Origin of the sequence: Kitasatospora sp. NPDC101157 (genome assembly GCF_044768255.1) — a bacterium.
Taxonomy (GTDB): domain Bacteria; phylum Actinomycetota; class Actinomycetes; order Streptomycetales; family Streptomycetaceae; genus Kitasatospora.
Map to the genome: position 1 here is coordinate 26,030 of NZ_JBIWPL010000013.1, position 12,417 is coordinate 38,446.

Here is a 12,417-nt window from a genome sequence, read left to right on the forward strand (position 1 = left end):
TTGGTGGCGGGGGGGGGGGGTGGGGGGGGCCCCTTGTTCCTGGGGGGGGCGGGGGGGGGGGGGGGGGGGGGGGGCGGGTGGGGGGGGGGGGGGGGGGGGGGGGGGGGGCCGCCCCCCCACCGCGGGAGAGAGGCAACGGGCGCCAGGTCAGTGCTTGAAGGCGTCCTTGACATGCTCGCCGGCCTGCTTGATGTCGCCCTTGGCCTGGTCGGTCTTGCCCTCGGCCTGCAGCCGCTCGTTGCCCGTGGCCTTGCCCGCGGCTTCCTTGGCCGCGCCCTTGGCCTTCTCGGCGGCGTTCCCGATCTTGTCACCCATGCCCATGACGGCCTCCTCGGTAGGGCTGCTTCGCGGTCCTTGCGACAGTCCGTGTGCCCCCGCCGGCGAGGAACATGCCCGGTGGATGAGCCGCCGCCGGCCGGGCAGTCGCACGGCCGAACGCTGGTGGCCGGGGCGGCAGTTGACGGTGAGGCCAGCCGGTCGGCTACTCGCGGTTCTGTCCGACCGAGGACCTGGACGACGACCCTGCGACCGTGTCGATGGGCACCCTCTACCTGCTGCCCGAGGTGTGGGGTACCGGGATCGGCAGGACCTTGATGGCGCGGACACTGACGACCACGGCCGAGGCAGGGTTCAGGCCGGCGTCGCTGTTGGGTCCTTGAGGACAACCTGCGTGCCCGACCCGACCCGCAGCGCCATCACCACCGGCCCTGCGCGGGCACACCCTGACGCGCACCCGAGGAGCGGGAGAAGAGAAGGCCCTGTGCTCCCGGCCGGGGCAGCCCGAAGGGGAACGGGCATGGTCACGATACGAATAACCCCCTGCCCACCAGCGCCCCGACCCGCCATCATGATCAACCGTGTCCACCTCCACCGAGCCGCCCGCCGCGGCGTCCGCCGGCAGGCCCGTCCACGGTTCGCCGTGCCCGCGCTGCGCCGCCCCTCTGACCGACGACCCGCGCTTCCTCCTCTGGTGCCCGGCCTGCGACTGGAACCTCGTGCCCGGCGAGGACGCCGCCGCCGGACTCACCCGGCGTGAGCGGGCCGCGGTCGCCCGCACCGACCGGCTCTACGAGGAGCAGGCCGCCGGGGGCGACTCCCCCACCGCCCGCCGGGACTGGCTGCTGGCCTCCGTCGCGGCCGGGATGATCCACCTCGTCACCGTCGGCACCTTCGCCCTGGCGCTCTGGCTGCTGATCACCGGGACCGTCGTCCAGCGCTGCGTCGGCGCGGTGGTGCTGGTGATCGCGGTGACCCTGCGGCCCCGGCTCGGCCGGCTGCCGAAGGACGCGGGCGTGCTCGACCGCGCCGGGGCGCCGGCCCTGTACGGTCTGGCCGACCGGGTGGCCGCCGAGGTCGGCGCCCGCCCGGTGGACGTCATCCAGGTCACCGACGAGTTCAACGCCTCGTACGGGCTGGTCGGGCTGCGCCGCCGGTCGGTGCTGCGGATCGGCCTGCCGCTGTGGGAGGTACTGGACGACCGGGAGCGGACAGCCCTGCTCGGCCACGAGTTCGGCCACCGGGTCAACGGCGACCGCCGGCGCTCGTTCTGGCTGTACAGCGCCGTCTCGGCGCTCTGGGCCTGGTACGACATGGCCCGCCCGGGCCATGCCGGGCCGGTCGTGGGCCGGGACGAGGTCTCGCTACTGGTGCGGCTCGGCGCGGTGTTCGGCCGGCTGGTGCTGCGGGGCGTCGCCTGGGTGCTGTACCGGGGGCTGGTGCTGTTCGACCGGCTGACCTCCCGGGCCGGCCAGCAGGCCGAGTACCACTCGGACGTGCTCGCCGCCCGGGTGGCGGGCGGCGAGGCGGCCCGGGGCATGCTCGCGGCGCTGCTGCTGTCCGGCTCGGTGGACACCGCGATCCACCAGATCCGGGCCGAGGAGCGCGGACGGCCCCGGATCGGCCGCGCCCGGAGCCGCCGGGCCGAGGACGCGCCCGCGCCGCCCGCGCCGGACCTGCTCTGGGAGCGGGTGCGCGAGCACCTCGCCTCCGTCCCCGCCGTCGAGCGGGAGCGCCTGCTGCGGCTCAGTGCCCGTGACCGGTCTGCCGTGGACGGCTCCCACCCGCCGACCCACCTGCGGATCGCCCTGGCCGCCGGCGCCGGGGACGGGGACGCCGCCGTCACCGTCACCGCCGCCGAGGGCGCCTCGGTCGCCGCCGAGCTGGCGCCGCACCGCGCCCGGATCGCCGCCGAGCTGCTGGCCGGCTGACCAGGCGGGCCGGCGGCGGAGCGCCGACCTCGCAAGCAGACCGACGGCACACCGAGGCTCCGGTACAGGGTGACTCGGCAAGGTCACCCCTTCGACCGGAGCCTCGGTGCGTCGGCAACGGGTCGGCCGAACGGGGGCCGAGCGCGGAGCCGCTCGCAGAGGCGGACTGCTGCTGTCCCGCTCTGCCTCGGATCCAGGTCCTATGCGTCTGTTCCGTTGCCGTGGTGCCGACGCGTCCGCGGCGACACCAGACGGGCGACCGCCTGCCGGGCGGCCTCGCGGTGGTCCGGGCGAGGCGCCGGCACCCGGGGGCCGGCCAGGTCCCGGCCGGTGAGCGACCTGGCTCCGACCACGGTCCAGTCGGCGCGGTGCACCACGGCGGCATGTCCTTCCACGTGGGCCTTGTGATCCTTCCAGTCGTCCGGTGGCGCCATCAGGACGCGGAGGTCCTGGTGGTTCAGCCAATCCAGGCCAAGGATCTGGCGGCCGAGGTGGTGTTCGATGAGCGAGCGGGTGGTACCGGTCTCCAGGTGGACGAGCAGGAGCTCCCCCTCGAAGTGGTAGCCGCCGTCGTACTCGCCGGATCCCACGGCCAGCAAGGGAAGAGTGGGATGGAAGGCCATCGCGTTCACCGGGTACTGCGAGCTCAGGAGCCAGCGGCGGCGGGCGCGGTCGGTGACGTGGAAGACGCCTACCGTCCTGGCCTCGTCGTACTCGTGCGCGCCGGCCACCGCCACCACGCCTCGCCGCTCGTCCGCGACGGCCAGGACGGGATCGCCGATCTCGGCGAAGGGGTCACCGGAGGCATCGCGGTCAGCAGGAAACAAGGTCATGCCGAGGATCTTCGCAAGGATCCGGGCGGGATGAGTATCCGAGCGCTGGTTGAGCCGCCGGCTGCACACCTTGCCCAGCTGGCCGACTTGTCCGCAAGCGGCGCAGGGGCGTGCTTGCAGAAGGCGACGACCCGAATGGTGCAGGCGGCCGGCACCGGTGAACTGCCGGACGGGGCACGGTGGCGCGGTTCAGGTGGCTACGATCGCGTCCATGACCCTCTACGCTCCGACCGAGCCGTACGACTCCGGGTTACTCGACACCGGTGACGGCAACCAGATCTACTACGCGCAACTCGGCAGCCCCCAGGGCAAACCCGCCGTGTACGTCCACGGGGGCCCGGGGGCGGGCACGGTACGACGGCCGCTCAGGGCCTGGGACCCGCAGCGTTACCGCGTCGTCCTCTTCGACCAGCGCAACTGCGGCCGCAGCACCCCGCACGCCAGTGACCCGGCGGCGGACATGGGCCTGAACACCACGCAGCACCTGATCGACGACATGGAGCGGCTGCGCGAGCACCTCGGCATCGAGAAGTGGCTGGTCAACGGCGCCTCCTGGGGGGTGACCCTGGCACTGGCCTATGCGCAGCAACACCCCGAGCGGGTCAGCGAGATGATCCTCCAGGCCGTGATGACGACCAGCCGCACCGAACTCGACTGGCTCTACCGGGGGGCGGGGCGCTTCCGCCCCGAGGCCTGGGACCGGTTCCGCGACGGCGTCCCCGAGGGCGAGCGGGACGGCGACCTGCTCGCCGCGTACGCACGGCTGATGGAGCACCCGGACCGCGCCGTGCGGGCGAAGGCCGCAGCCGACTGGCTGGCCTGGGAGGACGCGGTGATCACCGGCGAGCCGAACAACTCGCCCGGCATGTACAGCAACCGGGAGGTCGACGAGCAGATCGCCTTCGTCCGGATCTGCTCCCACATCTTCAGCCACGGCGCCTGGCTGACCGAGAACCAACTCATACGCGACGCCGGCAAGCTGGCCGGCATCCCGGGCGTCATCGTGACCGGCCGCCACGACATGGGCTGCCCGCCGCAGACGGCCTGGGAGCTGGCGAAGAACTGGCCGGGCGCCAGGCTGCACATCTCGGACGACTCCGGCCACATCGGCAGCCCGAGCATGGTCCAGGTCGTCCACGACGCCATCGAGGAGTTCAAGACCCGCTGACCGGTAGGGCCGCCCCGGGCCGCCCCGGCCCGCAATGACCCGAAGGCCGGCCCGCGAGACAGTGTCTCGCGGGCCGGCCTTCGCCGTTGCGTCCTGGACCACGCGTTCCCGGCTGCCCCTTGTCCGGGGTGGCGCTGCTCGAACCGGCCCCGTTCCAGGGCCTGTTGGAGGTTCGGCAGGGCCGGTCCGGCCGGGGCGGGCGCGGCTACTGCGGGGTGACGTAGGCGCCGGAGATGCCGCCGTCGACGAGGAAGGTGTTGGCGGTCATGAAGGAGGAGTCGTCGGAGGCGAGGAAGGCCACCGCGGCGGCGATCTCCTCGGGCTCGGCGAAGCGGCCCAGCGGGATGTGGACCAGGCGGCGGGCGGCGCGCTCCGGGTCCTTGGCGAAGAGCTCCTGGAGCAGCGGGGTGTTCACCGGGCCGGGGCACAGGGCGTTGACGCGGATGCCCTCGCGGGCGAACTGCACGCCCAGTTCGCGGGACATGGCCAGCACGCCGCCCTTGGAGGCGCTGTAGGAGATCTGGGAGGTCGCCGCGCCCATCACGGCGACGAAGGAGGCGGTGTTGATGATCGAGCCCTTGCCCTGGCGCTGCATGTGCGGGATCGCGTACTTGCAGCACAGGTAGACGCTGGTGAGGTTGACCTCCTGGACGCGCTTCCAGGCCTCCAGGCCGGTGGTGAGGATGGAGTCGTCGTCCGGCGGGGAGATGCCCGCGTTGTTGAAGGCGATGTCGAGGCGGCCGTACTCGTCGACGGCCCGCTGGAAGAGCTCGCGCACCGCACTCTCGTCGGTGACGTCGGCCTGGACGAACAGGCCGCCGACCTCGTTCGCGGCCTTGGCGCCGGTCTCGGGGTCGAGGTCGACGCAGACCACCTTCGCGCCCTCGGCGGCGAAGCGGCGGGCGGTCGCCAGGCCGATGCCGCTGCCGGCTCCGGTGATGACGGCCACGCGGCCGTCGAGTCGCTGGGTCATGCTGATCATTCCTCCGTGGAGATGAAGACGTTCTTGGTCTGGGTGAAGGCGTCGAGGGCGTCCGGGCCGAGCTCGCGGCCGAGTCCGGACTGTTTGAAGCCGCCGAACGGCGTGGTGTAGCGCACCGAGGAGTGCGAGTTGACGGACAGGTTGCCGGCCTCGACGCCGCGCGAGACCCGCAGCGCGCGGCCGAGGTCCCTGGTCCAGACGGAGCCCGACAGGCCGTACTCGGTGGCATTGGCGATGCGCACGGCGTCCTGCTCGTCACGGAACGGGACGACGGCGACGACCGGTCCGAAGATCTCCTCGGTGAAGGCGCGGTCCTCGTGCCGCACCGGCGCGAGGACGGTCGGCGGGTACCAGAAGCCCGGCCCGTCGGGAGCGCTGCCGCGGAAGGCGACGGCCGAGCCGTCCGGGACGTACGAGGAGACCCGCTCGCGGTGGGCGGCCGAGATCAGCGGGCCCATCTCGGTCTTCTCGTCGGCCGGATCGCCCACCCGCACCCCGCGCACGGCCGGTTCCAGGAGGGCCATGAAGTCGTCGAACACACTGGCCTCGACGAGGATCCGGGAGCGGGCGCAGCAGTCCTGGCCGGCGTTGTCGAAGACGGCGTAGGGGGCGGTCGCGGCGGCCTTGGCGAGGTCGGCGTCGGCGAAGACGATGTTGGCGCTCTTGCCGCCGAGTTCGAGGGTGACCGGCTTCACCTGGGCGGCGCAGCCCGCCATGATCTCCTTGCCGACCCTCGTCGAGCCGGTGAAGACGACCTTGCGCACGTCGGGGTGGGTGACGAAGCGCTGTCCGACGACCGGACCGCGGCCGGGCAGGACCTGGAGGACGCCCTCGGGGATCCCGGCCGCCAGGGCGAGTTCGGCCAGGCGCAGCGCGGTGAGCGGGGTGAGTTCGGCCGGTTTGACGATGACGGTGTTGCCGGCGGCGAGCGCGGGGGCGAGGGCCCAGGCGGCGATCGGCATGGGGAAGTTCCAGGGCACGATGACCCCGACGACGCCGATCGGTTCCTGGAAGGTGACGTCGATGCCGCCGGCGACGGGGATCTGCCGGCCGAACAGCCGCTCGGGGGCGGCGGCGTAGTACTCGATGACGTCCCGGGCGTTGCCCGCCTCCCAGCGGGCGTTGCCGATGGTGTGGCCGGCGTTGGCGACCTCCAGGGCGGCGAGGTGTTCGCGGTCGGCGTCGACGGCGGCGGCGAAGGCGCGCAGCAGTCGGGCGCGGTCGGCGGGGGCCACCCGGCGCCAGGTGTCGAAGGCGGCGCGGGCGCGGGCGACGGCGGCGTCGGTCTCGGCGGGGCCGGCCAGTTCGACGGTGGTGATCACCTCCTCGGTGGCGGGGTTGACGACCTCGTAGAGGTCCGGTTCGGTCATCGGGCGGTCTCCCTCTGGCTGGCGGTGATGAACGCGTGGAACAGGCGCGGGTCGCCGGGGTCGGTCTCCGGGTGCCACTGGACGCCCAGGGCGAAGCGGTGGCCGGTCAGTTCGAGCGCCTCGACGGTGCCGTCGGCGCTGTGCGCGGTGGCCGTGAGGCCGGTGCCGATCCGGTCGACGGCCTGGTGGTGGTAGCAGGAGACGTCGGCGGCGGGTCCCAGGACGGCGGCGAGGCGGCTGCCAGGCCGAGGGGTGATCCGGTGGCGGACGAAGCGGGCGGGGACGGTCTGGTGGCTGTCGTCGGGCAGGTGCTGGACGAGGGTGCCGCCGAGTTCGACGTTGAGCAGCTGCATGCCGCGGCAGATGCCGAGCACCGGGAGGTCCCGGGCGAGGGCGGCGTGCAGCAGCCGGCTCTCCCAGTCGTCGCGGGCGTGGTGGGGCGGGCCGGTGCGCGGGTGGGGCGCCGCCGCGTAGCGGGCCGGGTCGACGTCCGGTCCGCCGGCGAGGAGGAGTCCGTCGAGGGTGTCGAGCAGGTGGCCGGTCCCGCCGGGCTGGGGCGGCAGCAGGAGCGGGGTGCCGCCGGCGCGGACGACCGCGTCGACGTAGGTCTGGGGCACGAGGGAGGCGCGCTGGTTCCAGACGGACCAGGCGGCGTCGTCCTGGTAGCTGCTGATGCCGATGAGTGGTCGTCGGTGGTCGTGGGGTGGTGTCAGGTCGGTGGCGGTCGCACCGGTGCCGGTCGCGTCGGTGCGTGGCGGGGCGGTGCCGGTCACAGCCGCTCGAATCCGCGGCGCCGCTCCCAGTCGGTCACCGCCCGTTCGTAGGTGGCGAGTTCGGTGCGTCCGGCGTGGGTGTAGTGCCGGACGACGTCCTTGCCGAAGGCTTCGGTGGCGACGGCGCTGCGTTCGAAGGCGTCGACCGCGTCGCGCAGGGTGGCGGGCACCCGGGGCGCGTCGGAGGCGTAGGCGTTGCCGGTGAACTCCGGCTGGAGTTCGAGCTGTTGCTCGACTCCGTGCAGTCCGGCGGCGATCAGGGCGGCGACCGCGAGGTAGGGGTTGACGTCGCCGCCGGGGACGCGGTTCTCGAAGCGCAGCGACGGGCCGTGGCCGACGACGCGCAGGGCGCAGGTGCGGTTGTCGCGGCCCCAGGCGATGGCGGTGGGCGCGAAGCTGCCGGGGACGTAGCGCTTGTAGGAGTTGACGGTGGGGGCGAACAGCAGGGCGAAGTCGGCGAGGCAGGCGAGCTGGCCGGCGAGGAAGTGCTCCATGGTGCGGGAGAAGCCGTACGGGCGGTCCCCGGCGAACACCGGGGCGCCCCGCTCGTCGCGCAGGCTCAGGTGGATGTGGCAGGAGTTGCCCTCGCGTTCGTCGTACTTCGCCATGAAGGTGAGGCTGCAGCCCTCCTGGGCGGCGATCTCCTTGGCGCCGGTCTTGTAGACGGCGTGGTTGTCGCAGGTGGTGAGGGCGTCGGCGTACTTGAAGGCGATCTCGTGCTGGCCGAGGTTGCACTCGCCCTTGGCGGACTCGACGGTCAGCCCGGCGCCGGCCATGCCGTTGCGCAGGCGGCGCAGCAGCGGCTCGATGCGGCCGGTGCCGAGGATGGAGTAGTCGACGTTGTACTGGTTGGCCGGGGTGAGGCGGGTGTAGTCCCTGTCCCAGGCCTGTTCGTAGCTGTCCCGGAAGACGATGAACTCCAGTTCGGTGGCGGCCTGGGCCTGCCAGCCGTAGCCGGCCAGGCGGTCGAGCTGGCGTCGGAGGACCTGGCGCGGGGAGACGGCGACGGGGGTGCCGTCGTGGTGGACGACGTCGCACTGGACCATGGCGGTGGCGGGGTGCCAGGGGACGGCCCGCAGGGTGGTGAGGTCGGGGCGCAGGGTCAGGTCGCCGTAGCCGTTGTCCCAGGAGGAGACCTCGTAGCCGTCGACGGTGTTCATGTCGACGTCGACGGCCAGCAGGTAGCCGCAGCCCTCGGCGGCGCCGGTGACGACGTCGTCCAGGAAGTAGTCGGCGGCGACGCGTTTGCCCTGGAGGCGCCCCTGCATGTCGGTCATGGCGAGCACGACGGTGTCGACGGACCCGTCGGCGACGCGGGTGCGCAGCTCGTCGAGGGTGAGCCGGGGGGTGGTCATCGGGTCTCCGGTTCGGTGTCGGGGGTGGGCTGCGGGGCGGTCATCGGGTCTTTCGGTCGGGGGGCCGGGGCGTCGGGCGCGGACGGCGTGGCGCCGGTGTGCGGCCCGGTGAACCAGTGCCGGGCGGAGGCCAGCCACCAGAGGCCGGCGAAGCCGCCGACGACGATGACGGCGACCGGGGTGTAGTTGAAGCTCTCGGCGGTGATCGGGCTGGCGGTGGGCAGCATGAACAGGACGCTGATCACCGCCGTCCAGGCGACGGCGACGACGCCGATCGGCCTGCTCCAGCGGCCCAGGTGCCAGGGGCCGCGCGGGAAGTCCTCGCCCTGGCGCAGCCGCAGGTACACCGGGATGACGTAGGAGATGTAGAGGCCGATGACGGAGATCGAGGTCACGGCCGTGTAGGCGGTGTTGTTCCAGAGCGCGGGCAGTCCGAGCAGCAGGGCGCCGCCGGTGGCCAGCCAGACCGCGTTGGTGGGGGTCTGGGTGCGCGGGGAGATGCGGTGCCAGAGGCGGGAGCCGGGGAGCGCGCCGTCGCGGGAGAAGGCGTAGATCATGCGGGAGTTGGCGGTGACGGAGGCCATGCCGCAGAAGAACTGGGCGCCGATGACGATGAGCAGCAGGAACTGGGCGCCGCCGGAGCCGATCGCGTCGATGAAGATCTGCGCGGGCGGGACCTGGGTGGCGCTGTCCAGCGCGCCGTCGTAGTCGCGGATCGCGAAGGTGATGCCGAGCAGCAGGATCCAGCCCGCCACCAGGGAGACGGTGATGGCGTTGACGATGCCGCGCGGGCCGGAGCGGGCGGCGTCCTGGGTCTCCTCGGTCATGTGCGCGGAGGCGTCGTAACCGGTGAGGGTGTACTGGGCCATCAGCAGGCCGAGCATCGCGACGTAGAACTGGCTGTGGAAGCCGGTGCGGTTGACGAACTCCGTGAAGACGGAGGAGGCGGAGGCGTGCCGTTCGGGGAGCAGCGCGAGGGCGCCGACGATGATCGCGACGCCCGCCAGGTGCCACCAGACGGAGACGCTGTTGAGGACGGCGACCAGGCGCACCCCGAAGGTGTTGAGCAGGCCGTGCGCCAGCAGGATGACCGCGAAGATCTCCATGGTGTGCTCGGGGGTGGCCGCGAGGCCGTAGCGCAGTTCGAGGAACGCGTTGGTGAAGAAGGCGGCGCCGTAGTCGACGCTTGCGGTCACCGCGACCTGGCCGAGGAAGTTGAACCAGCCGGTGAACCAGCTCCAGGCCGGGCCGCGGCTGCGGGTCAGCTTGGCGGACCAGTAGTAGAGTCCGCCGGCCGTCGGGTAGCTGGAGCAGATCTCGGCCATCGCGAGGCCGACGCAGAGTGTCAGCAGGCCGACCACCGGCCAGCCCCAGATGATCAGGGCCGGGCCGCCGGTCTTCATCCCCGTCCCGTAGAGGGTCAGGCAGCCGGACAGGATCGAGACGATGGAGAAGGAGACGGCGAAGTTGGAGAAGCCCGACATCGAGCGGGCCAGCTCCTGGGTGTAGCCCAGCTCGCGGAGGCGTTGTTCGTCGGCGGAAACGGGGGATGACTCCACCGGAAACGCGGCGGGGCCAGGGTGGTCGGGTGAGCGTGCGTCGGTCATGGGCACCCCTGGGGGTTGAGGGTGTGCCGGGTGCTCGCGGCCACGACGGCGTGGCGCACCCGCCCCGGCGGGTCGACGGTCTGACGGCTCTTCAATGGTCTGAAGTCAGACCATTGGGTGGGTGAGCAGCATCGTTCCGGCTGGACGGCGGCCACGTCAAGGGTGGAACGGGAACGAGTGCGGGAGATCCGTTCGCAGGTACGATTCCGGCGTGGACGTGGACGTGACGCGTGAGCAGGCACGCCTCGACTGGGAGGCCGGGGCGATCTTCCGCCCGATCCGGACCGGCAACGCCTTCGAGGAGACCGTCGAGCGGCTGCTCCAGGCGATCAAGCTCGGCGTCTTCGGCCCCGGCGACCGGCTGCCCGCCGAACGCGACCTCGCCGCCCGGCTCGGCGTCAGCCGCGAGACCCTGCGCGAGGCGCTGCGCACGCTCCAGCAGGCCGACTGCGTCGAGTCCCGCCGCGGCCGCTACGGCGGCACCTTCGTCACCTACCGGATGCCCGAACCGGACGTCGCCGACCTGCGTCGCGCCGCCCGCGACCTCGGCGGCGCCCTGGAGGACGCGCTGACCTACCGGCAGGTCCTGGAGGTCGGGGCCGCCGAGGCCGCGGCCCGGCGCCCGCTCTCCCCCGAGCAGCGCGCTCACCTGGAGGGCCGGCTGACCGAACTGGACGCGGCCCCGGCGGGGCAGTACCGCCAGCTCGACTCGCGCTTCCACCTCGCCATCGGCGAGCTCACCGGCTCCCCCGCCCTCGCCGCGGCCATCACCGAGGCCAGGATGCGGCTCAACGACCTGCTCAACGCGATCCCCATGCTGGACCGCAACATCGAGCACGCCGCCGAGCAGCACCGGGCGATGGTCCGGGCGATCCTCGACGGCGACGGCGACGCCGCCCGGCGCGCCACCGAGGAACACCTCGCCGCGACGGCCTCGTTGCTGCGGGGATTCCTGGCCTGACGGCCACCAAGGCGCCGCCGGTCCGGCTCACCGGCGGCCGCCGATGTCGGCGGCGAACGCCCCGGCGTCCCGGCGGGACGGATGCCGCCTCGCCGTGGTGGTCGGCGAACCGGTGCAGCACCAGGCATTTCATAACCGAGTTGCTTTTTTAACCAAGTAAGGTTTCTATGGGCGGCATGAACCAGCCACCCATTCCTCCCGTGCTCGTCACCGGGGCGACGGGCCGGATCGGCCGCGTCGTCATCGACCAGCTCCTCGACGCGGGCGTGCCGGTCCGCGCCCTGACCCGTCGTCCCGCGGCGGCGGCGACGCTGCCGGCGGAGGTCGAGGTCTTCACCGGCGACCTCACCGTGCCCGAGTCGCTCGACCCGGCGCTGAGGGGCGCCGGTGCGGTCTTCCTCGTCTGGACCGCACCACCCCGGACCACCGAGGCAGTCGTCGAGCGACTGGCAGCCCACGTGCGACGGCTCGTCTTCCTCTCCTCCCCGCACCGGACGCCGCACCCCTTCTTCCAGCAGCCCAATCCCATGGCGGCGCTGCACGCCGACATCGAGCGGCTCATCGCCGCCACCGGACTCAGCTCGACGATCATCCGGCCGGGGATGCTCGCGTCGAACGCGCTGGCCTGGTGGGCACCCGCGATCCGGGCCGGCGAGGTCGTCCGGTGGCCTCACGGCGCTGCCGAGACGGCACCGGTCGACGACCGCGACGTCGCAGCCGTCGCGGCGCGGATGCTCCATCAGGACGGACACGTCCGAGGGGACTACGTCCTGACGGGCCCCGAATCGCTGACCCAGGCCGCACAGGTGAGCGTCATCGGCGACGCCCTGGGGCGGCGGATCGCATTCGAGGAGATGACGCCGGACGAGTTCCGGAGCCTGTCGGCCGGTACCGCGCCCAGCTCCGCCGTCGACATGCTGCTCGCCGCGTGGAGCGCGGCGGTCGGCCGGCCCGCGTACGTCACCACCGCGGTGGCCGACCTCCTCGGGAGGGCGCCGCGGACGTTTCGCCAGTGGGCCGCCGACCACGCCACCGGGTTCACGGAGGGTCCGGAGGGTTCGTGAGGACACGGCCTGTCAGGTTCCGGACAGCGCACGACCTGTCCGGAAGGCGATCCTCGGCCCGGCGGAGGAGCCCTTGACCTGCGCCGTCACAGAAGCA

11 protein-coding genes and 1 pseudogene are annotated in these 12,417 nt (G+C 72.8%); 5 read left to right on the plus strand and 7 right to left on the minus strand.

Annotated features, from left to right (window positions below; all coding sequences use genetic code 11):
• Positions 1–147 precede the first annotated feature (147 nt).
• On the minus strand, positions 148–321 hold the full coding sequence (locus ACIRVF_RS24140) for a CsbD family protein (RefSeq protein WP_402821365.1): 174 nt from the start codon (positions 319–321) through the stop codon (positions 148–150).
• Positions 322–479: 158 nt separating this feature from the next.
• On the opposite strand from ACIRVF_RS24140, the pseudogene ACIRVF_RS24145 reads away from it, so the two are divergent.
• Together ACIRVF_RS24145 and ACIRVF_RS24150 are read left to right on the plus strand one after the other, a co-directional pair.
• A pseudogene (locus tag ACIRVF_RS24145) lies at positions 480–659 on the plus strand (GNAT family N-acetyltransferase); the annotation flags it as partial.
• A gap of 198 nt (positions 660–857) precedes the next feature.
• Positions 858–2,207 carry a M48 family metalloprotease gene (locus ACIRVF_RS24150; RefSeq protein ID WP_402821367.1) on the plus strand — a complete coding sequence of 450 codons (1,350 nt, stop codon included), beginning with the start codon at positions 858–860 and terminating at the stop codon, positions 2,205–2,207.
• Positions 2,208–2,407: 200 nt separating this feature from the next.
• Here ACIRVF_RS24150 and ACIRVF_RS24155 read toward each other — a convergent pair whose 3' ends face one another.
• On the minus strand, positions 2,408–3,040 hold the full coding sequence (locus tag ACIRVF_RS24155; RefSeq protein ID WP_402821370.1) for a hypothetical protein: 633 nt from the start codon (positions 3,038–3,040) through the stop codon (positions 2,408–2,410).
• Positions 3,041–3,251: 211 nt separating this feature from the next.
• Between ACIRVF_RS24155 and pip the strand changes: the two genes are divergently transcribed.
• The gene (gene pip / locus ACIRVF_RS24160) at positions 3,252–4,208 is read left to right on the plus strand and encodes a prolyl aminopeptidase (protein WP_402821373.1); all 957 of its coding nucleotides are present in this window, start codon (positions 3,252–3,254) and stop codon (positions 4,206–4,208) included.
• Positions 4,209–4,413: 205 nt separating this feature from the next.
• On the opposite strand, the gene ACIRVF_RS24165 is transcribed toward pip, so the two are convergent.
• The 5 genes from ACIRVF_RS24165 to ACIRVF_RS24185 are packed head-to-tail and all read right to left on the minus strand — an operon-like array spanning position 4,414 to position 10,295.
• Complete coding sequence (locus tag ACIRVF_RS24165) at positions 4,414–5,181, minus strand: 3-oxoacyl-ACP reductase (RefSeq protein WP_402821376.1); 768 nt, start codon at positions 5,179–5,181, stop codon at positions 4,414–4,416.
• A 5-nt stretch (positions 5,182–5,186) separates the two neighbouring features.
• A complete protein-coding gene (locus tag ACIRVF_RS24170) occupies positions 5,187–6,560 on the minus strand; it encodes an aldehyde dehydrogenase family protein (RefSeq protein WP_402821379.1) in 1,374 nt (457 codons plus the stop codon).
• Positions 6,557–7,333: a gamma-glutamyl-gamma-aminobutyrate hydrolase family protein gene (locus tag ACIRVF_RS24175; protein WP_402821382.1), complete on the minus strand. Its 777-nt coding sequence runs from the start codon at positions 7,331–7,333 to the stop codon at positions 6,557–6,559. Before ACIRVF_RS24175 ends, ACIRVF_RS24170 begins: the two co-directional genes overlap by 4 nt.
• Complete coding sequence (locus ACIRVF_RS24180; protein ID WP_402821384.1) at positions 7,330–8,688, minus strand: glutamine synthetase family protein; 1,359 nt, start codon at positions 8,686–8,688, stop codon at positions 7,330–7,332. Before ACIRVF_RS24180 ends, ACIRVF_RS24175 begins: the two co-directional genes overlap by 4 nt.
• Positions 8,685–10,295: an amino acid permease gene (locus ACIRVF_RS24185; RefSeq protein WP_402821387.1), complete on the minus strand. Its 1,611-nt coding sequence runs from the start codon at positions 10,293–10,295 to the stop codon at positions 8,685–8,687. Before ACIRVF_RS24185 ends, ACIRVF_RS24180 begins: the two co-directional genes overlap by 4 nt.
• A gap of 211 nt (positions 10,296–10,506) precedes the next feature.
• Here ACIRVF_RS24185 and ACIRVF_RS24190 point away from each other — a divergent pair, with 211 nt between their 5' ends.
• Both ACIRVF_RS24190 and ACIRVF_RS24195 read left to right on the plus strand, forming a co-directional pair.
• Positions 10,507–11,256 (plus strand): FadR/GntR family transcriptional regulator, encoded by a 750-nt coding sequence (locus ACIRVF_RS24190; RefSeq protein ID WP_402821390.1) that lies wholly within the window; start codon positions 10,507–10,509, stop codon positions 11,254–11,256.
• A gap of 176 nt (positions 11,257–11,432) precedes the next feature.
• Positions 11,433–12,320, plus strand: a complete 888-nt coding sequence (locus ACIRVF_RS24195) for an NAD(P)H-binding protein (RefSeq protein WP_402821393.1) — start codon at positions 11,433–11,435, stop codon at positions 12,318–12,320.
• Positions 12,321–12,417: the final 97 nt, after the last annotated feature.